The sequence below is a fragment of the Peribacillus sp. S4 genome (assembly GCF_046715815.1).
In the GTDB taxonomy this organism is placed as follows: Bacteria; Bacillota; Bacilli; order Bacillales; family DSM-1321; genus Peribacillus; species Peribacillus frigoritolerans.
The window spans coordinates 712,270-735,502 of sequence record NZ_CP175708.1; the positions used below are offsets into that span (position 1 = coordinate 712,270).

General features: G+C 37.2%; 5 protein-coding genes. All 5 read left to right on the forward strand.

Translation table 11 applies throughout. The features are described 5' to 3' along the window. Positions 1–7 precede the first annotated feature (7 nt). The 5 genes from ACJ9PY_RS03420 to ACJ9PY_RS03440 all read left to right on the forward strand — a co-directional run bounded on the left by ACJ9PY_RS03420 (position 8) and on the right by ACJ9PY_RS03440 (position 23,224). Positions 8–7,537 carry an amino acid adenylation domain-containing protein gene (locus ACJ9PY_RS03420; protein ID WP_411739482.1) on the forward strand — a complete coding sequence of 2,510 codons (7,530 nt, stop codon included), beginning with the start codon at positions 8–10 and terminating at the stop codon, positions 7,535–7,537. 10 nt (positions 7,538–7,547) lie between these two features. After that, positions 7,548–7,814 carry a phosphopantetheine-binding protein gene (locus ACJ9PY_RS03425; protein WP_230134683.1) on the forward strand — a complete coding sequence of 89 codons (267 nt, stop codon included), beginning with the start codon at positions 7,548–7,550 and terminating at the stop codon, positions 7,812–7,814. Between the two features lie 26 nt (positions 7,815–7,840). Then, a complete protein-coding gene (locus tag ACJ9PY_RS03430) occupies positions 7,841–12,559 on the forward strand; it encodes an amino acid adenylation domain-containing protein (protein WP_411739483.1) in 4,719 nt (1,572 codons plus the stop codon). Positions 12,560–12,638: 79 nt separating this feature from the next. Continuing rightward, on the forward strand, positions 12,639–20,324 hold the full coding sequence (locus tag ACJ9PY_RS03435) for an amino acid adenylation domain-containing protein (RefSeq protein ID WP_411739484.1): 7,686 nt from the start codon (positions 12,639–12,641) through the stop codon (positions 20,322–20,324). Further along, positions 20,321–23,224 carry a non-ribosomal peptide synthetase gene (locus tag ACJ9PY_RS03440; protein ID WP_411739485.1) on the forward strand — a complete coding sequence of 968 codons (2,904 nt, stop codon included), beginning with the start codon at positions 20,321–20,323 and terminating at the stop codon, positions 23,222–23,224. The genes ACJ9PY_RS03435 and ACJ9PY_RS03440 overlap by 4 nt, the downstream gene beginning before the upstream one ends. Positions 23,225–23,233: the final 9 nt, after the last annotated feature.

A 23,233-nucleotide genomic window follows, 5' to 3' on the forward strand; every position in this document is an offset into this window, starting at 1 on the left:
GATGAATATGAATTCTTTAGCGAATTTATTTGAAGAAAGTGTCAGGAAATATGGAGACAATATTGCAGTAAGAAATAAGGGTATGCAATTTACATATAAAGAAACGAATATCTTAGCAAATAAAATGGCAATGTACATAAAGGACAAAGGGATAAATAAAGGAGACAATGTCGGAATCTATATTGAAAAATCCGAGCAGGTTTTATTTTTGATCATAGCCCTGCTTAAATCGGGTGTTACTTATGTACCTATCGACCCTAAAAGTCCTGATGAAAGAGTAAAGCATATAATAAAGAATTCAGAATTGAAGTTATTAATTGGGGATAAAAGCCGGATTAGCGACATTGGTTGTAATTATGTATCCATTGATGAAGTGATGGATAAATCAAAAGGTATGACAGGTGAGAATGTACATACTTTAATTGAACCAGAAGATCCAGCCTATATCATTTTTACATCGGGCTCAACAGGAAAGCCTAAAGGAGTTTGTGTTTCACATGAAAACGTCATGAACTTGTTTTATGGCTGCGACGATTTGTTCGAGTTTACTAATAAAGATAAATGGACATTTTTCCATTCCTACGCATTTGATTTCTCCGTATGGGAGATGTGGGGGGCTTGGATATATGGCGGAGAAGTTGTTGTGGTTTCATTTGAAGAAAGCAGAAATCCAATATCCTTTGTTGAGTTATTGATAAATACACAAACAACCGTTTTTAATTGTACGCCAAGCGCTTTCTTCGAAGTGAGTGGTGAGCTCATAAATCGTCAAAATGAATTAAGTTTAAAATACATTATTTTTGGAGGGGAAGCATTAAACTTCAAGAAATTGGCGCAGTGGTTTTCACCCGAAAATGGCAGGCTGCCAAAGCTAATAAATATGTATGGAATAACTGAAACCACCGTTCATGTAACCTACAAAGAAATCGCTAAGGGTGATGTTGAAAAAGGAATGACCAATATCGGAAAAGTCCTGCCTCATCTTGGGTTCAAAGTGATGAATCAAAATGGAGAAGAAGTAACTGGAGATGAAGAGGGCGAGTTATACGTTTCAGGAAAAGGTGTATCGCTTGGCTATTATAAAAACCCGATGATGAATGAGATGAAATTTACGGATATCGATAATGTCCGCTACTATAAGTCAGGGGATATAGTGAAACTGTTGGATGATGGTGATCTGCAATATATCTCCAGAAATGATGAGCAAGTGCAGCTAAGAGGTTTCAGGATTGAATTAGGGGAAATTGAGAGCGCGTATAATGAATTGCAAAACATCAAGAACGCAGTTGTTACGATGGATAAAGCGTTTAATGATGATATGCATTTATTTTTATACTATGTTGCTGATGAAGAATTAGCTGCTGATTATTTGAGGGAAAGTGTAAAAAGCTCATTGCCAGCGTATATGATACCAAGCTTTTTTATCAAGGTGGACAACATCCCCCTAACTGTAAATGGAAAACTGGATAAATCTTCATTACCAAAATTCATAATAAAAGACCGTGAAACTACACCGAATTTCAAGAATCCAGCAGATGAAACAATAAGCGAAAAAGTAAGGGAATTAGTGGTTAGCATCATAGGCAATGGGGTTATAAAAAATAATCAGTCGCTACTTGAAAGTGGAATGAACTCATTATCGATAATGAGATTGATTGTCAATATTAATAATCAATTTCATATTGAAATTGCTCCTTCCGTTTTATTGGAAAACGATACGATTATGAAATTATCCGAAGTCATAGAAGCTCGTCAAAAAGAAGAGGTAAAGCAAGATTATACACCTATCCATATCAATGCCAGAAATACATATCCTTTAACATATGAGCAAGAAAATTTGTGGTTCATTCATCAAACCAATGTAGACAAATCATTATATAACATCGTTTTTTCGTATGAAATAGCAGGTGAAGTGAATGAAGGAAACCTGGAATTATCGTTAGATAAGCTAAGCAATAAACATCAAATCTTAAAAAGTGTCATTAGGGAAGAAGCTGGAGCGGGCATCTTGGTTTTCGATGAGTCGATTCATCATGATATTAATTATTTCGATGTTTCGGATCTTCCTTTAGACATGCAGGAAGAAAAAATGAATCACTTTGTGAAGGAAGAAACGGAACGGCAATTTGATTTAGTAAATGGTCCCCTCCTATCAATGACGTTAGTGAAGAGGAATGAAAGTGAATATCAATTATTATGTAACATCCACCATATTATTTTTGATGGTTGGTCGATTCCATTATTGATCAATGATTGGTTTGCCATTTATGAGGAAATCGAGAATGGCGACCGAAATGATAGAGATAACCAATCAATCCAATATGGAGATTATGCTTTATGGCAAAAAAACTCACCAAATTATGTAACAGATAAAGATAATGAGTTCTGGAGTAATGAAATAACGGCATTACGGCAAAAGTCTTTTTTACAAAATGATCATCAAAAAACCGGAGAAGGTAAAAGCACGTCCGATATTATCAGCTTTTTGTTACCTAAAGAAATTCAAGACAACCTTAAAAGTCTTCATAAAAAAACGAAATCGACTTTGTTCATGAGTTTACTTACTGCCTATCAAACCTTTTTATCAGTTTACTTTGATGAAGAGGAAGTTGTCGTCGGCAGCCCTTTGGCGAAGAGAAACCATGTGGATACTGAACAATTGATAGGATATTTCGTCAACACTTTGCCCTTTAAATTACATGTATCCCAGGAAGATTCATTTGAAGGGATTTTGCGAAAAAACATAAAAAATATTGCAGGTGTTTTTGACCATCAAAATTTACCTGCTAAGGAGATTTTGAAATATTTATCGGCAGAAAGAACCATGGAAAATACGCCATTGTTCGATACAGTATTCGTCCTGCAAAATAACCAAAAAGAAAAGCTGGCATATAGGAATTTCAAGTTAAAACCGAAAAAAATCAATACCTTTAAAGCTAAATTTGATTTGGTTGTTCAGGCAGAAGAAATGGATGAGGATGAATTACTCATTTCGTTTGAATTCAACAAAGCATTATTCAGTAAAACGACTATTCAAAGGATGGCTAGTAATTTTCAGCATTGGCTGTTAGAGATTACAACCAAGGAAAGCAAGCGGATAAAGGACATTACCTACTTAGAGCCTGCACAGTTGCGATCATTAATCGAAATGGGGACAGGCAATGTAACTCAAGAAGTGGAAGATCATCGTTTTGAAGATGTAATAACCAGGTTTGAGAATAAAGTGAGTACAAATTTCAATGATGTTGCCATTGTCCATGGTGATGATCAAGTGACGTATAGCGAATTAAATGTCCGGGCAAATCAGGTGGCACAACGCTTATTCCTAAATCATGTAGGTGTAGAGGATAGAATTGGGATTTTTATGGATCGATCGATCAATATGGTTACGGCCATTTTAGCCATTTTGAAAGTTGGGGCGGCATATGTGCCTTTGGACCCTTCACAGCCAGTGTCACGGTTGAAACATATGATTGAGGATTCTCAAATCACATATTGTTTAAGTAATGAAGAAGGACTTCCAAAGTATCCCGGTGATGAAGAAAAACTTTTATGTATCGAAGACATACTAAAAGAACCAGAAATTGAATGCACAGTATTCGATTCAACAAAGATATCGGAAAGTGATCTGGCCTATATCATCTACACTTCAGGAACAACGGGAAAACCTAAAGGGGTCATGATTGAACATGGAGGGTTGGCCAACCTTTGTAATTGGCATATCAATTATTATTCAGTAGATGGAAAGGATGCAGCAGTACTGGTTTCGAATACATCTTTTGATGCTTCCGTTTGGGAGATATTCCCTTATCTGACGAATGGGAATAAACTCCTGATACTGGATTACTATGATTTATTGGATGTAGAGATCCTTTCGGAGAAGATGGAAAAGGAGAAGGTCACACTCGCGTTTTTTTCAACGGGGCTGCTCGAGCAATTATTTATTAACGATATGAAATTTCCAGAATCAATCAGAGCTATTTTGACAGGGGGAGATCGTTTAAAAACGATACCCGATCGTTTGAGCTTTGATTTATATAATAATTATGGTCCAACGGAGGGCACTGTCGTTGCAACAGCATATAAGGTACTTCCAAGTGATGATACAGTGATTCCGATCGGAAAGCCAATCTTAAATGCAGAAGCATACGTGTTCAATTCCAGGATGAAGCCTGTTCCCAAAGGTCAAATAGGCGAGCTGTATATCGGCGGGAAAGGCATTGCAAGGGGATATATAAATAATCCGGGGAAAAACGATGAAAGCTTCATTCAAAATCCGTTCAATCCCTCAAGGAAACTATATAAAACTGGAGATTTGGTTAAGTATGCCGAGGATGGAAATCTACTCTTTGCAGGCAGGGCTGATGACCAAGTGAAAATACGCGGATATCGTATCGAACTTGGGGAGGTAAGTGCAGTTCTAAATAAATGCCATGGTATAAAGGATTGCTTTATAGCGATAAAAGATGAATCTAAATCGAAGAAATTCATCATAGCCTATTATATCTCCGACAATGACCTTGAAGAAAATTATATCCGGGATTATATGAAGAATCATCTTCCCCATTATATGATTCCTTCTTATTTCATTAAAATGGAGTCTTTTCCGCTAACCGTTAACGGCAAAGTGGATGCGAAGAGCTTGCCGGATACAAAAATGAACCCGGAAGGAACTAACAGTAAAAGTGTCATGAATGGAACGGAACAAAAATTGTTAAAGATATGGAAAGAGGTACTGAATAATCAGGAAATAACCATCTTTGATAACTTTTTTGAATGTGGAGGAGATTCCATCCTAAGCATTCAAATTTGTTCACTTGCCAAGAAAGAAAATCTTCTCATCACATCAAAAAACATCTTTGAAAAACAAAGTATCGAAGAGCTGGCAAAGGTTGTGGAATTGACGGGCGATGTAACGATAAATCAGTCTGATGTTTTTGGAAAGGCACCATTTACACCTATTCAAAGTTGGTTTTTTACTCAACAAATAAATAATTTTAATCATTGGAATCAATCTGTAACGTTAAAGGGCTACCCGCAATTGAATGAGAAACGGCTGCAAAGAATCATGGCCTATATCGTCAGACATCATGATGGGCTCAGATCAAGGTTCAATAGAGAAGAATCATTTTCGCAGGTGGAAAAGCAAATCGGCCCGTCTGAAAATTGGACTTTGAATTACGTGAATCTATCAAACCTGAATAAGGACCAGCAGGGACGGGAAATAGCTAGACTCGGGATCGGTGCACAACAGGGCATCAACATTTCAAACGGACCACTAATGAAAATAGTATGCATCAATACTGGGCAAAACGAGCATGTAATCATTTGGATCATTCATCATTTACTTGTTGATGGGGTTTCCTGGAGAATCTTGATCGAAGATTTTGACCGGCTATATATTCAAGATATAAACAATCAGGAACTAAAACTGGATAATAAAACGACATCATATAAGGAATGGGCGAATAACCTCAATGAATATAAAAATAGCATTCCTTTAGGCATTAAAGAGTACTGGCTGAATGAACAAGAAACGGTATATGAAAATGCCCTGGTCAAAACAGGAAATGTTTACGATGGAAAATCATTTGAAATGAAGCTGAATAAAGAGATTACAAGCAAAATCTATAATGATATGACAAAAGCGTATAAAGCATCTATCGATGAAATATACTTATCCATTTTCGCAGCGCTAATCGGGAAATATTTCAATAAAAAAGATATTCATTTTACTTTGGAGGGACATGGCCGCGAAGAGTTATTTCCAGGTGTCGATCTGTCCAGGACAGTAGGCTGGTTTACGACCATGTGCCCGGTTTATATAGAAAATAAAGAATCGATTTCGAACACGATTCAAGGTACAAAGAAAAAGTTGAGGACCCTGCCTAATAAAGGGATTGAGTATGGGATCATAACCGAATTATGCGGCGAGACACATATGAAACAAAATAGGCCGATAATCAGTTTCAATAATCTAGGTAGATTTCACCAAAACAATGAATGGGCTGTAAAAGAGGTCACCTTTTTTAGTGAACAAGATATTCAACATAATTCCTATACCGAACATGAAGTCGATATCGAATTGCTTGTAGTGAATGAGGAGCAAACCATAAAAATAAACTATAACAGACATTTCGTAAGAGAAGATTTTGAGCAATATATGCAACTCAATATGCAGGAATTGTTACGGACATTGGAAGAAGAAACAAGGGGAAAACAGATGTACCGTCCGGAAGACTTTCCATTGGTGGATATGCCCGAAGAGGAACTTAACCAACTCTTGCACAACGAAACTGGCATTATTGATATTTATGAATTGACGGATTTGCAAAAAGGGATGTTGTACCATAGCTTGTTTGATAGTGAAAGCAGCCAGTATAAAGTGCAGCTCATTTTTGATATTAATGGTTTCCTGGACGTCGATAAATTAACCAATGCCATTGTGACAACTGCAGGGAAACATGACATTTTAAAAACCAAATTGTATTCAAGCAGAAAAGGGGTATTCTACCAACTGTTAATGAGTTCCATGGGTACCGAGATTGAATATGAAGAAATGATCGATCATCAAGAGAAGTTGGAAAAGCTGTTAGCTGATCAATATAAGATCATAGATATCGAGAATAATAAGCTGAATCGCTTCATGATCGTTAAGCTTGCGGAAAATCAATACCAGTTAATATGGACATTCCATCATATTATTATGGATGGCTGGAGTTACTCTATGGTGATTAATGACATTTTTGCTGCTTATCATTCAATAACACCAACATCATCCGTGAGTCCTTCATTTAAAAAGTATGTTGAATATATGAAAGATTATACAAGTAATAAGGAACTGCGGGACTATTGGGCAGGAAAGTTGGAAGGTGCTCGAAATTCCGGATCCAGTTTAATGGGAGGGCAAGAAGGCGAGGGGTACATTGAGGATAGCTATTTGAAAGTATTGGATGAGGAATTAAGTGATTCCATTCAACGATTCTGTCAGGAATACAAGATTACCATGAATACTTTCTTTCTAACCGTTTGGCTAGCCACTTTGAAAGAAGTAAAAGGTACGGAAAATGTATGCTGCGGCGTAGTGACATCCGGCAGGAATATCCCTATCCAAAATATTGAGGCAATGGTTGGTCCATTTATCAACACTGTGCCGTTCATCAAGCGTATAAGCCACGAAAAGACCTACATGGAAATACTGGATGAGGTTCAAAATGAATTTTTGGAATTAAGTGCCTATGAGAATACACCTTTATCAGAGATTTATGAGTGGGCTAATTTGGAAAACCAACTATTTGAATCATTATATGCCTTTGAAAACTATCCGATGAAACTAGCTAATAATGATGAAATCAATGTGAGTTTGAAAGAAGGACGGGAAACGACCCATTATCCAATCGTCATCATCATCACCCCTGGTTCAAGTGTTCAAATTAAATTTAATGAGGCAGCGGTCAATCCAAAGTTAAGGTCATCCGTACTTTCTATATTTAATCAAATCTTAAGTGAAATGCTGGAAAAATCGAAAGTGAAATGAGGGGAAATATATGGAGACAACAATTGCGGTGAAGGAAAGGTTAATTGAGGAAAAACTTATTGGATTTTGGAAAGAAATTTTAGAACAAGAGACAATAGATACAGATTCCAACTTCTTTGACTTAGGTGGGAATTCCCTTTTAGCAATGCAATTTATTCAAATGGTGAAGAATAACCTGGGAGTGAGATTACCAATCAAGGTGATGTTCGAACAATCCACCATAAAGGAACTATCAGTACTCATCAAACAATTGGACGATATGCATAGGTTAAGTTGAATGGAAAAGAATTGAGGTGTTTTTCTATGAAAAGGATGATCAGTGAAACGGAAGATAGGCTATTAAACATGATTTCAATTGTTATTGAACCTTTAAAACTATCACTAGTAGAGGACATGAATGAATCACTAAGGACAAATGAAAAAAAAGATGAGTTTTTGTCTTCGATAAAACAGGAGTTTGGTATTCAATTAACACCGGAAATCATTTCAAGTCAATGGAATATAGAAAAACTGGCAAGTTTTCTGGACATGCTCCTCGACATGAGGGAAGACGAGGTAAATAAGCCTTATAAACGTGGGAAAAGTGAAGGAATGCTTTCTCATAATCAAGATAGAATGTATCTGTTCGACAGCCTGGGTGAAAGGAAAATGCTCTATAATATGCCATTTAAATTCATTTTAAATGGCGTTGTGGACATTGATGACCTGCAACAGGCATTAGATTTCATGATTGAACGCCATGAAACTTTGCGAACTAATTTCAAAGGAGAAGAACATCAAATCCTTCAATTCTTATCAAAAAAAAGCCGAAACATGATTGCCTATGAAGACTGTCGGGGATTAGGTCCAGAAGTCAGCGATATAATGGTCACCTCCCATCTTACTGAAGAAATGGAAAGATGCTTCGACCTGGAAAATGATCATTTATTTAATATGAAACTATTTCGAGTTGATGAAGAAAAACATTATTTGGTATGCAATTTTCACCATATCATTTTTGATGGAGTATCGTTTGTCACCTTTTTCGAAGAGTTATTGGAGATTTATGAAAGAATTCAAACAGGCAGGGTTGGGGATATTCCCCCTTTGGACATGCAATATTTAGATTATGCTGTCTGGCATAAGGAGTGGGTCAAGGAAAGTACGCCAAGCCAAAGGAGGTTTTGGGAAAGTTATTTAGATCAAGAGGAAGAAGCATTAGAACTTCCGTTTGACTTTCAACGTCCAAAATCACCTTCTTACTCAGGCGAAAGACTGGAAATGGCCATAACGAATGAACTTCGTACATGGATTGACAGGGTTTTAAAGGAGAATGGTACGACTTTATATGCTTTTATGATGACTGCCTATCAAGTGTTTTTAAGTCGGTATACCGGAAAGAAGCAAATCATTGTCGGGAGTACCGTGGCAAACCGTGGCCAAGAAGAATTTGCCCGGACAGTTGGATGCTTTGTCAATACGCTGCCATTGAAGCTGACCGTTGATCCATCAGAATCATTTCATGAAATATTGAACCGGAATCGTAAAGTGATTTTGGATGTATTGGAACATCAGGCTTTTCCATTTGAAAAAATCGTTGAAATCATTAATCCAGACAGGGATCTCAGTCATTCCCCATTGTTCCAAACAGCTTTGGCAATGGAAGAAAGCTTTGATGGGAACTTTAGCAACGCATTCTTCACTCTTGAACAAGACAAATTCGAAATTCCTTATTCAAATTATGACCTGACTATAAAGGTGAAGGGTTCTCATGACATAATCCTGGAATTCGAGTATTCCGATGAACTTTTCAGGCGGGAAACAATTGAAAGACTCATGCTGAGTTTCGAAAAATGGTTATTCCAAATTTGCAGAAATGCGGATAAACCTATCTGTCATTTGGAGTATTTAGATGACAATCAAATGAATCAATTGTTATTTGAGTGGCAAGGTGAGGATTCGGATGCGCATCAAAATGAGACGATCACCTCCATATTCAAAAAAATCGTCAAGAAGCATTCAAACAAATTAGCCGTAGCTGATAATGGTCAGGCCATTACTTATTCGGAATTAGATCAAAGATCGAATGTGATTGCGAAATTGGTCAGAAATCATACCGAAAATGGTTCTAATAAGGTTGGCCTGCATGTAAACAGATCGATTGATATGGTAATCGGCATGTTGGGAATCATTAAAGCCGGGTGTGCATACGTTCCGCTTGATCCTATGATGCCAGCTGAAAGATTGGAATATATCGTCAATGATTCGAAAATGGATATATGCATTACGAATCAAATTGAGGCTCCTGCCATTAAAAAAATAGCTAAGGTGATTGATCTTGAATCCGTACATTACGTGGCTACCAAGTGCTGTAACGAATCTATTGCACCTTCCGATCTAGCTTACATAATCTATACTTCGGGAACGACAGGAAAACCAAAAGGTGTCATGTTATCCCATAGAGGCGTAGTGAATTTAATAATAAGCCAAAACAAGTACTTACAACTTGATGAGACCTCAAAGGTATTACAATTTGCCACTTTTAATTTTGACGCTTCTATTTATGAGATTTTTGGAAGCTTATTAAATGGTGCAGAGCTGCATATCGGGAATAATAAGGAGGAAATGTTTGATTTATTCGCATTGGAAAATCAAATCAAAAGTGAAAAGTTAACGCATCTAGTATTGCCGCCAGCAGTATTACAAGAGCTCAATATAGAGGGCTCCCATGTGAAATTCGTCGGTTCAGCCGGGTCTGAATGTCCATTAACCTTGCTGGATCGCTATCAAAGTATAAATTTCTATAATGCCTACGGTCCAACGGAATATTCAGTATGGACCACGATTGAAATGTTTAAAGCGTATGAAAACAATGGGACTACCAATAATAAAGTCTCGATAGGCAAACCCATCCTGAATACTGACGTTTATTTATTGAGTCCTGAGCAAAGACTCGTACCAATCGGTGCTGCAGGGGAAATATATATTGGTGGTGAAGGGTTAGCTGTTGGATATGTGAATAATGATGATTTAACAAAAGAAAAGTTCATTGAACATCCTTTTAAAGCTGGAAAGCGTTTGTATCGCAGCGGTGACCTTGCAAAATTCACGAGCGATGGTGAGTTGATTTTTCTGGGGCGTAAAGATAATCAAGTGAAAATCAGAGGTTTCCGTGTCGAAGTGGATGAGATTTCGGTCAACCTCAATGCGTATCCGCAAGTAAGTGACTCATTCATTAAGGTTCAGGATCAGCCAAACTTAAATAAACAAATAATCGCTTATTTCACATCCAAACAACAAGTTGATTACGATCACTTAAAAGCATTTTTAAAAGAGAGATTACCAAGCTACATGATTCCTTCATTCTTTATGCAAGTGGACAAATTTCCGTTAAATGCAAATGGGAAAATTGATTCAGCACTTCTTCCGGTACCCGTAACCAGAAGCAATACATTGGAAGAACCTGAGACGTTCAATGAGAAAGTGCTTCTTCAAATATTCAAAAGTGTCTTAGGGTTGGATGACATCAGTATCCGGGATAACTTTTTTGAACTTGGCGGCGATTCCATTCAGAGCATTCAAATATGTTCACTAGCAAGGAAGGAAAATATAATCATCAGTCCAAAATCAATTTTTGAAAATCAAACGGTAGCAGAGCTGGCAGCGATAGCGAAAACTGAAAACAAGGTCATGATTCAACCTATAGCCACTAGAGGGAATGTGGAACTGACCCCCATCCAAGAATGGTTCTTTGCGGAGCACACTGCTTCCATCAATCATTGGAACCAGTCCATTGTTTTTAGTAAAGATTCCTGTGCTCAAATGGAGGACATTGAAAAAATTCTATCACATATCGTGGAACATCATGATGGATTGTTAACCCTATTTGAAAAACGTGACGATAAATATATCGGGAATATAGACTCCGAACACAAAACATGGGAGTTAGTCTATAAGGATATACATCATTTGGATGAGGAAACGCGAATAAGGGTGAGAGATGAATGGGAAAGTAAGGCTCAAGGTTCATTGGACATAAGTAATGGACCGATCATGAAAATGCTTGTTTTAAAAGAACAGCCGAACAAGTATCGCTTCTTTTGGGTAATCCACCATCTATTGATTGATGCCGTTTCCTGGAGGATCTTACTTGAGGATTTCAATACCCTCCATGATCTCGCATTAAACAATCAAACAGGAAGGCTTGCTCATAAAACGTCATCATTCAAAGACTGGTCAAACTTCTTGAAGAAATACAATGAATCGTTGATGGACCCTGAAACACTCCGTTATTGGGAACACAAAACAAAAAGTGAAATAACGGATTTTAAGATAGCGGAAGACTTTATAGCTAAAGAAGAAAGAACGATGGAGAAATCATTCAGTGAGGAAGAAACTGAATTCTTGATCCAGGAATTATCAAGGCAATCAAAAGCGACTGTGGAAGAAGTATTGTTGTCATTAATCGCAAAGGGTTTGAAACAATCTTTTGAAGTGAAGAACTTCTGGTTGGAAGCAGAAGGGCATGGCAGGGAAATGGTGGATGAAACAATCGATGTTACTAGGACCGTTGGCTGGTTTACTGCGATGTATCCAATATTGCTGCATTCAGATGGGACGTTTGACGATACTTTAAAAAACACGAAGAATGCTATAAGGGAAATCCCGAATAAAGGTTTTGATTATGGAGTCATCAAGTATTTACGGCCTGGGGTCATTCAGGAGCCGGATATCTACGTTACTTTTAATTACTTAGGAAGATTGGATTCTCAATTTGAATCATCCAATAGCAGGGACTTTGGTGAGTTTGAAAATAAACCAAAATTGCATTTCCTGTCATTTATCCAGGATGGAAAACTAACCATAAAAATAATTTCAAAATTAGCCGAAGAAAAGATGAATCTAATAATGGAAGCTATTGGTGATGTTGTCATGGAAATCAAGGGAACTGAATTTGACCAAGGTTCTTTAATAGAAAGTGATTTCCCGGATGCGATGCTCACTGAGGAAGATTTGTTTCATATATTGAATTCTAACAAATAAGGTGATTACTGGTTTAATAGAATGATTGTGGTCAGCGGGTATGGATGACACGAAGATAATGGAATCGGGAGGCGCAAAATTGGAGAAATCTATTCAGAATATCTACTCATTAACTCCGCTTCAAGAAGGAATCCTTTATGAACTGGAAATGAACAATTCAACAGAGAACCTTTACATTTCTCAAATGCGAATCAGGATAACGGGCGCTCTTGAAGTAGATGCATTGTTCGAGGCGTGGAGTCAGGTTGTAGAACGACATGAAGCATTAAGAATGAAGGTCATCTCTAAAAATATTGAAAATAATGTTCAGGTTGTCTTCAATACAATGGAATATCAACCAGAATTGATCGATATGACAGAGTTGAGTGAGCATGAACAATTAATGGAAATTCAAAGAGTGACTTCCGAATCCCAGGAGATGGATGTGAATAACTCCAATTTGATGAAACTCCAGTTAGTGAAAATTGAAGAAAATCAGTTTAACTTGATTTGGACTCATCACCATATCATTTTGGATGGCTGGAGTACCAGTATAGTCATCGATGAACTCTTTGTTATTTACAGCCGAATTGTAGGAAAAGACTCCAAAGAACTTATTGAAAAGCCAAAGCAATATGGAGATTTTATCCGGTATATGAATAAAACAGATGCGGAAGATTTAAATCGTTTTTGGAAAGAGCTTGCAAAGGATATTGAGCAGCCGACGATCACATTTCCCGTCTTGAAACATGTGAAGGAAAACCACCAGGACAATGATCTCTTCTGGGAGCTGGATAAAACACAAAGTAAGCTTTTAAGAGAATTTGCCGCTAAAAACCATGTAACGCTTAATGTATTACTGCAGTTAATTTGGTCAATTGTCCTAAAGGAAATGTCCAATCAAAATCGAATCGTCTTTGGAATCGTCAGCTCTGGCAGGTCGAACAACTTATTCAAATCGGAAGAAATCGTTGGGATGCTCATTAATACGATTCCTATGATAGCTGAAATAAACGATACAGACAGCGTTACCGATTTACTGAAACGATTCCAGGAAACATTGAACAATATGCTGGATTACTCTCAAATTTCTTTAGTGGATATCAAACGGCATACGAAATTAAAGAAGGAAGATCCGATTTTCGAAACTTTATTTGTTTATGAAAATTATCCGGAAGCGAAAGATGAAGGCTTTAGCATTAACTGGGAGGTCGAAGGCGGAAAAGAGTCACATAGCTTTCCGTTATCGTTACAAGCCCAGGATAATAAAGAAACGATTACATGCAAATTGTACTTTAATACCTGCTTCTTACAGCGTTCACTAGTATATGATATCCAATCAGCCTTCATGCAGATTGCCCATCAAATTACTGAAGCTCAGCAAATTGATGAAATATATGTGGATATTCACTTTTCAAAACTAAAAAATAATGTGAGTAAAGACGATCAAGCAACGGATGCCCATTCGATGACATCCACATCCGTTAATCAAGGACTTAAAGAAATTTGGCAAGAGTTTTTCTTGAACAGCGATATTAATGGTGATTCTGATTTCTTTCAATTGGGCGGGCATTCGATAACAGCCATGAAAATGGTGTCTAAAATAAATAAAAGACTTGATGCGAATATGAAATTAGCTGATTTGTTTGAAAATCCTACATTGAAAATGCTAAATCATAAGATCTTTCCGGAAATGAGTACACCTCCAAGAAATGAAACGCAGGTCGTTTCATCTTTCGTGGAAAAGACATTTTTGGAAGTCTTATCAACAAGTCAAATCGATAAAGATGCCGATTTTTTTGAAATGGGCGGACACTCGATTTTAGCCATGAAGTTATTGACCAAATTAAACAAAGAATACAATCAAATTCTAACTTTGAAAAATATTTTTCAAAATTCAACAATCGATTCGTTGACAGACTTCATCATTAATGAAATTTCAGATCATGACAAAGAGCACATAGAAGCGCAACAAGAAAATCATGTTTTATCCAGTAACCAAGAGGCTTTATGGTTCAACGAAAAACTAAACGGTAAGACAGCCAATTATAATATCCCTCAGAAATATAAAATTACTGGAAGAGTGGATACTTCAATGCTGGAAAAAGCCTTAAATCAAGTCGTTACTAGACATGAGATTTTGAGGACCACCGTCCGTGAAAAAGCCGGTAAAGGCTATCAGGAAATCAGGGAAGATTTGTACATAAAAATAGATGAAATCGATCTCTCTGCGTTAAAGCCCGAACAGCAAAAGACTCGTATGCTGCAAATTGAAGACGATGTCCAATCAGAAATCTTTGAAATTGAAAAAGGTCCTCTCCTGACAGTGAAACTTGTTAAATTGAGTGAAAAGGATTTTGTTTTATTTGTGAATCTCCACCATTTCGTTTTTGACGGATGGTCAGTGAGTATATTTTTAGATGAATGGTTATCGTTTTATGACAGTGAAGTGAATGAAAAGGAACTTATCCTTGGAAATGACTTTAAACAATATAAGGATTTTGCATTAGAGCAGAAAAACTGGTTGGAAAATAACATGAAAGAAGAATCGCAATTTTGGGAAACAAACTTATCTGGGGAATTACCTAAATTGGAGCTTCCTTTAGATACGGTTCGTACAAAAGAAAATCGCAACGATGGCAGTAGTTTTATAGTGGAACTATCAAGGGAAGAGCTCCAGGGTTTAAAGCGGATGTCCCTGGAAAAAAACTCGACATTATTCATGACACTGCTAACGATGTACCAGTCTTTCCTAGCAAAATATACAGGCCAAAACGATATCATCGTTGGTAGTCCTTTGGCGAATAGAATGATTGAAGGGACAGAAAAATCGATAGGTTATTTTGTCAATACACTGCCCTTTAGATTAAAGCTGGGACATGAGGAAACATTTGAAGAGATACTTCAAAGAAATACAGGCCATATCATCGACATCTATGATCATCAGCAAATGACATTGGAGAAGATCGTTGAAGTCATTAACCCTGAAAGAAATTTAGCAAGCACTTCTTTATTTCAAACCGTCTTCATTTTACAAAATAATGCCAAAGCTGCATTGGAAAGTGAATACATAAAGATAACGCCTGAAGTATTAAAATCAAAGGCAGCAAAATTCGATTTGAGTTTAGCTGCAGAAGAATATGAAGATAAGCTATTATTCGCCTTTGAGTATAATTCAGGGATCTTCAATGAACAAACCATTCAATCATTAGCTGAAAATTTCCTGGAGTGGATCAGGAAGATTACTTATCAGCCTGAACAATCCATTGACAAGGTATCCGTCGTGAGTAAGAAGCAGGAGAAAGTATTATTGGAAGAATGGCAGGGAGAAACCATTCGCTTTGAGGGGATCAATGACACAATCCCACAAGCCTTCCATAAAATTGTTGAGCGATTTCCTGATAAGGTAGCCATTGTTGATGGTTCCAAAACCATTACATATCGCGAATTGAATGATAAGAGCAATCGGCTTTCACACTATTTACTAAGCAAAGGGATTTCTAAAGAAGAAAGAGTCGGAATTTATGTGAATCGATCAATTGATATGGTGACGGGGATGTTGGCAGTAATTAAAGCAGGTGCTGCGTATGTTCCATTGGATCCTCATTATCCTAATGAACGATTAAGCTACATGGTTGAAGATTCGTCCATTTCCTATTGCTTGAGTCACAAAGAACTCGGAAAGAGTGGTTTGATTGACCCATCCAAAATAATATATTTTGAAAATATTGAAAATGAATCGGATTTGTCAATGACAGAGAATCTTCACATTGCGGATCAGCGGGACTTAGCATATGTCATTTATACCTCTGGAACGACAGGCAGGCCAAAAGGAGTCATGTTGGAACATAGAGGAATCATTAACTTGGTTCATAACCAAAATAAAATGATGTGTTTAGATACATCAGCTAAAGTGCTGCAATTCGCTACGTTTAATTTTGATTCATCCGTCATAGAGATTTTCAGCACACTATTGTTCGGTGCGGAGCTGCATATAAGCGTAGATAAAGAAAATCAATTTGACATGAATAAACTTGTTGAACAAATTAAGCGTGAAGGAATTTCTCATATCATTTTACCGCCTGCTGTGTTGAAGGAACTGCCAATCAATGAATTGAGCACGATTAAAGTGTTGGGATCTGCAGGTTCTGAATGTCCAGTCGAGCTCGTTTCGAAGTTTAAGCATATATCGTTTTTCAATGGCTACGGGCCTACTGAATATTCGGTGTGTACAAGTTTTAAAATGTTTCCCCCCAATGAGGATGCAACAGATGAATTCGTTGTTTCAATTGGGAAGCCACTGACTAACACGGTTGCACTTGTGTTGGATGAAAACCGGAAACTAGTGCCGGCAGGAGCGGTTGGTGAACTTTATGTCGGAGGAATTGGGTTAGCGAGGGGATATCTGAATAATGAGAGCCTGACAAATGAAAGATTCATATCCAATCCATTCAACCCTGCTGAAAAAGTATACAGAACCGGGGATTTAGTTAAGCATAATAAAGCTGGGGAATTAGTTTATATAGGCAGAGCGGACGACCAAGTGAAAATAAGAGGATACCGTGTTGAACTATCGGAGGTTAATGTTTCATTACGAAAACTAGCAGAAATCAAAGATAGTTATGTAACGGCAATGGAAGATGGATTTGAGAATAAAAGGCTAATTGCTTATTATACGGTGAATGATGAGGTTTCGGTGGATTCAATCAGAAGAAGACTGAAAGAAACACTGCCTGCTTTCATGATTCCTGCTCATTTTATGCAACTGGATAAATTCCCTTTGACGCCGAATGGGAAAGTTGATCGGAAATCCCTGCCGAAATGGAAGGAACAGTTGGATGAGAGGAAGAAAAAAGTGCCGGATGTGCAAGAGCTGTCCAAAACTGAAACAGAGCTTCTGACAATATGGAGAGATGTATTAAACGATCCCGCTATAGGACCAGAAGATAACTTCTTTGAATGTGGTGGTGATTCAATCATCAGCATTCAAATATGCTCGGCTGCAAAAGAAAAAGATCTATTTATAACGCCTAAAGATTTATTTGAATACCAAACGGTCCGTGAGCTAGGGAATATTGTAAATGAGCTGGAACAAAAACAAGTGGTCCAAGAAAAAATATCAGGTTATGTTCCGTTGACGCCTATTCAATCTTGGTTTTTTAATGAAAATCATGACAATATCCATCATTGGAATCAGTCAGTCGTTTTGATGAAGGATCACGCATTGGCGACCGAACAATATAAACAAATCATCATGAAATTAGTTGATCAGCACGACATATTAAGGACATTATTTGAAAAACATGGTGATTCTTATATTGGCAATATATCAAATGCTGATACGGCATGCGGTTTTCATGAGTATCATGTTTCCAGTTTTACAGATGAAAATAGTCTGAAAGTAATTAAGGAGCTGGAAGAAAACGCCCAACAAAGTTTAAACATACACAACGGCCCCATGATGAAGTTCCTTCTATTCAGGAATCAAAAGGAGGTAAGGATTTTTTGGGTGATTCATCACCTTGTGGTTGATGGTGTTTCGTGGAGGATACTTCTTGATCATTTCGAAAGATGCTATCAACAGATAAAGAATGGACAAGAACCATCACTGCCTTTAAAAACGACTTCTTATAAACAATGGTCCGAGAAACTGAACGAATATCAGAACACTGGCCTCCCGGAAGATGCCGTTCAATATTGGGAAAAGGAAATGAATATTCCAGTTTCTCCGCTGACGCATAGCTTAGGAGAAACATGTGATTTTGAAAACATGTACAAAATACAAGTGGATGAGGACCAAACACAAAACCTCATTAAAACCACTTTAAGAAAACATAAAACGACGATTGATGAGGTTTTATTATCCGTTATTGCCCATTCAATTTCCAATATAATGGGAATTGATGAATTTTGGCTCGATTTAGAAGGTCATGGCAGAGAGGATATTGAAGATGATATTGATCTATCAAGGACAGTAGGGTGGTTCACCTCCATTTATCCAGTAAGGATTAAAGGAATGCCGTCTTTGGGCTCAACCTTGAGAAATACAAAAAACAGATTAAGAAGTGTGCCAAACAAAGGGTTTGACTTTGGAATCCTAAAGTATATTTCCACTCGGAATCATAACTATCCAGACAGCCTTGTGAGTTACAACTATCTAGGTCAATTTAATAACACTGGTGATATGGAACAAACCAATAGCAGCAATATCGATTTGAACTATACATTTCCATATAAGCTCAATTTTGTCGCCAGCATCGTAAACAATAGGCTCATGCTGAATATTATTGGCGATAGCAACAATGAAAACTACCAAATGATATGTAAAGAAGTTGAAGTACACTTAAACAATATTTTAAGTGGAAGCGCAGATTTGAATGACTCCATTGTCGAAACGGACTTTCAAGCTGAGAAGATAGTCGATGGAAGTACGATTACCCATTTCATTAATAAGTTTAATAACATTGAAGAGATTTACCCAGTGACATCACTTCAAGAAGGGATGTTATTCCATAGTGAAGTAACTCAAAGTCCTGAATATATTTCACAGCTATCCATTGATTTAATAGGTGATCTGGACTTGGACAAATTGGAAGAAGCATGGAATGAAACCTGTAGAAAATACGACGTTCTTAGATCCGTTTTCAGGCGCAATCAATTGGGGGACCGTTACCAAATCATCCTAAATGACATTTATTATGTGTTCAATCATGTGGATCTAACGATGTTTAGTGAGGACGAATCGGCATCCAAGATAGAAAATCTTTTAGAGCATAGCAAAAACAGACAAATGGATTTAGAGAATGGTCCGCTCATGAACATCACCTTGATCCAGCTATCGGATCATCGCTATAAATTCATATGGACACATCATCATGCTTTAATGGATGGCTGGAGCCTGCAAATCGTCATTAATCATTTTTTGAATAATTATCGAAACCCATCCAATATGGTAAAAGACAGTGATGAACATAAGATTGCCTATAAGCAAGTCATGAATCATGTCAGGAATATGAATAAACAGGATGAAGCAGCTTTTTGGAATGAAGAATTGAGGGATTTTGAACAAGTAAAAGCACTAATAGGTAAGAAAACGGATAAGGAAGCTTTTACAGCGGATAAAGTTATTGAATATAGCCTGCCTGAAGAGCTTACCGATAGATTAATAGAATTATCCAAGCGGCATAGAAAAACGATCAATACCGTTGTTCAAGGAGTTTGGAGCATCGTTCTATCGTGCCTAAGTGAGAGCGACTCAGTATGCTATGGGGTGACAAGCTCAGGAAGGAACCTCAGCATTCCGCATATTGAAAAAGCTGTAGGCTTATTGATCAATACTCTGCCATTCTCGTTGAAAATCGATTGGGAAGATGATTTGCAATCCTATCTTACTGCGATTCAAAACAAGCAATTACAAATGAGGGAGTATGAGTTCAGTTCACTTACGGATATAAAGCGATACGCTGAAATTCCTTGGGATAAGGAATTATTCCAACATATATTTGTATTCGAAAATTATCCGAGCACAGAATCGGCAGAGGATTCGCGAATCATGATCGAAAATTCAGTCGGAAGTGAATCGACCAATTTTGATCTTACGTTCTCTGCGGCTGTAATGCAATCCAAGCTGCATTATAAGATCATTTATAAAGACAGTAAATTCACCGAATATGAAATTTTACGTTTTATGGATTCCATGCAGGAAATATTCTTAAAACTAACAGAAAATGAAACACTGCCACCTATTGGAAAATTAATAAATCACTTGAAAGTTGGGGCCCGATGATAAGTAAATCGATGACGACGAATAAATTGATGTCAATAACTGAAGCTTTTAAAAAAATCGTGGAAGATAATCAATCAAAAGCGGCACTTTGCGAAAATGAACGTCAAATTACTTATAAAGAACTAGACATGCTTTCAGATAAGCTTGCCAAAAGGATCATAGATCTGGGGATTCAAGAAGAAACAATGATCGGTATTCCAAGCAAAAGGTCCATGGAACTGATCATAGGGATGCTTGCCATAATAAAGTCAGGCTGTTGCTATGTTCCAATCGACGAAAAGTACCCATTAAAAAGATTGGAATATATGCTTGCAGATACGGATATGAAGTTCTTCTTATCGTTTAATGGTCAAGAAGGGAAGCTCCGGGAATTGAATATTGAACCAATTCCATTTGAGATGAATGAACTAAGCAGGGACGGGCATATCCCCGTGAACCGTTCCTCGGAGAAGGGTCTCGCATACGTCATCTATACATCAGGTACGACTGGAAAGCCAAAAGGTGTAATGATAGAGCATAAAAGTGTAGTCAATTTAGTACTGAACTCTGAAATACTAGAAATTAACGAAAATAATAGAGTGGCCCAATTTTCCAACCCATGCTTTGACGCCGCAACCTTTGAAATATGGGGAGCTTTATTGAATGGAGCGACTTTATTCCTGATGCCGAATGAGTTCACTTCTTTTGATGATTGGAAAGAAGCGATATCGATTGGAAAGGTGGATGTAGCCTTTTTTACGACAGGTCTTTTCAATGCAATGGTAGATGAGGATCCATTAATTTTTGAAGGATTAAAGAAAATTGTGGTTGGCGGAGATAAGATCTCGGTTTCCCATGTGAGAAGATTGAAGCAAACAATCGGTCACTTCTCCTTGATTAATGGGTATGGACCAACTGAATGCACAACTTTTGCCATTTGTCATGAGGTCGAAGACAAAGATGCAGATGTTATTCCCATTGGAAAACCATTGAGCAATGTAGAAATCAAGATTCTATCTGAAGGACTAGTCGAGGTAGCAGATGGGGAAATAGGCGAAATCTACATTGGCGGTCAAGGGGTCATGAGAGGCTATTTAAATCAGCCGCAATTAACGGAGCAAGCGTTGATCAAGGGTGATTTGAATCAGACGAAGTGGTATAAAACAGGTGATCATGGCATCCGGTTACAAAATGGTGAGATTCTGTATAAAGGTCGGAAAGACAGTCAAGTGAAAATTCGCGGTTTTAGAATTGAACTGAATGAAATTCAAGACAAGCTTGATCAATACATGAAGATTGAAAGTTCAGTCGTTGCTGTTAAAAACATCAATGATGAAAATTATGTGATCGCTTATTACAAACATGAAGATAAAAAAGCGGAAAACGCTGAAAAGGATATTAAAGATTATCTGAACAATGAATTGCCGAAATATATGATTCCCCACTTTTTTGTAAGGGTGGATGATTTCCCGCTTAATGCCAACGGTAAAGTCGATAAAGAGAAATTATTGGAAATGGAGATCGTGCAAAATAAAACTTCCTTAGCCAATCAAGAAACTGGAAAGAAAAAAGAAGTATTGGAGATTTGGAGAAATGTATTGGGAAATCAAAGTCTAGGATTGGACGACAACTTCTTTGAACATGGAGGCCATTCCATTTTAGCTACCAAACTGGTCTATGTAATGAAGGAAACGGTACTTCCTGAAGCCACTTTACAAATCTTATTGGAAAATAATACAGTGAATAAATTTGTTGAAGCACTTGAAGTCGACTATTCTTGCAGCATGGAAGAGGTGATGGAAAAGGATTCCGTGCTCGATCGAGTATTGATGGAGAAAATAAGGGAAATATCCGCTAAACCCGTTCAAATTGAAAAAAATATGATGATTACAGGTGGAACAGGTTTTTTGGGAGCACACCTATTAAACAAATTATTACTGGAATTGGAAGATGTCAAAATCTATTGTTTGGTTAGATTTCCTTCAAGAAATAGATTGAAAGATACTTTAATGAAATATGGTCTTTGGCAGGATGAATTCGTAAGTCGAATCGTTGTCATTGAAGGGGATCTTAGTAAACATCATTTCGGTCTGGATGATGTGACATATGAGAAATTAAGCAATGATGTTTCTCATGTGTATCATGTCGGTGCTGAAACGAATTTCTTCGAGCCGTATAGCAAATCAAAAATATCGAATGTGGATGGTGTAGTGGAAGTCATTAAGTTTGCTTCATCATGCAATCGTAAAAACATTTATTATGCATCAACGCTTTCTGTCTTGACCGGAGAAAGGAAATGGGACGAGGAAGACGAATTGGTTTATTCCCCCGATTTAATGATCGGATACAGCCAGTCCAAATGGGTTGCCGAGAAATTGCTTCTACAAGCAAGGGAACTTGGACTGACAATCGATATTTTCCGATTAGGCAGGATTTCATCTAATTCAAATGGGGTTTGGAACGAGAAGGATATGTTGTACAAGGTTTTTGAATCATTTATTGAACAAAGGATTTTGCCATTTAAAGAGGAAATTCATTTCGAATTGATGCCAGTCGATTTTGTAAGTGAGTTTATTTACAAAATATCAAGATTGAAAGAGAATCAGAAGCTCGGGATCTATCATATGTTCAATGATCAGAGAGTTTCAAGTGAATTCGTGACCTCCTTCTTCGAAAAAAATGAAATACCTTACTCCAATATGGATTTGGAAGAGTGGTTACAATCTTTAAAAGAAAAGACACAATCTAACGAGATTCATTCATTAAGTGCTTTGTCCCAGTTAATAGATGAATCAACAAAATTAAAAGAGTCGGAAATCCTGCAAGGAAAAACCAAGAAGGAAATGGAACTGCTATCAATGAAAATGCCGGAAATCGATTCAAGGTATGTTGAAAGCTTTATGAAGTACATGTTGAAATAATGGATTGTA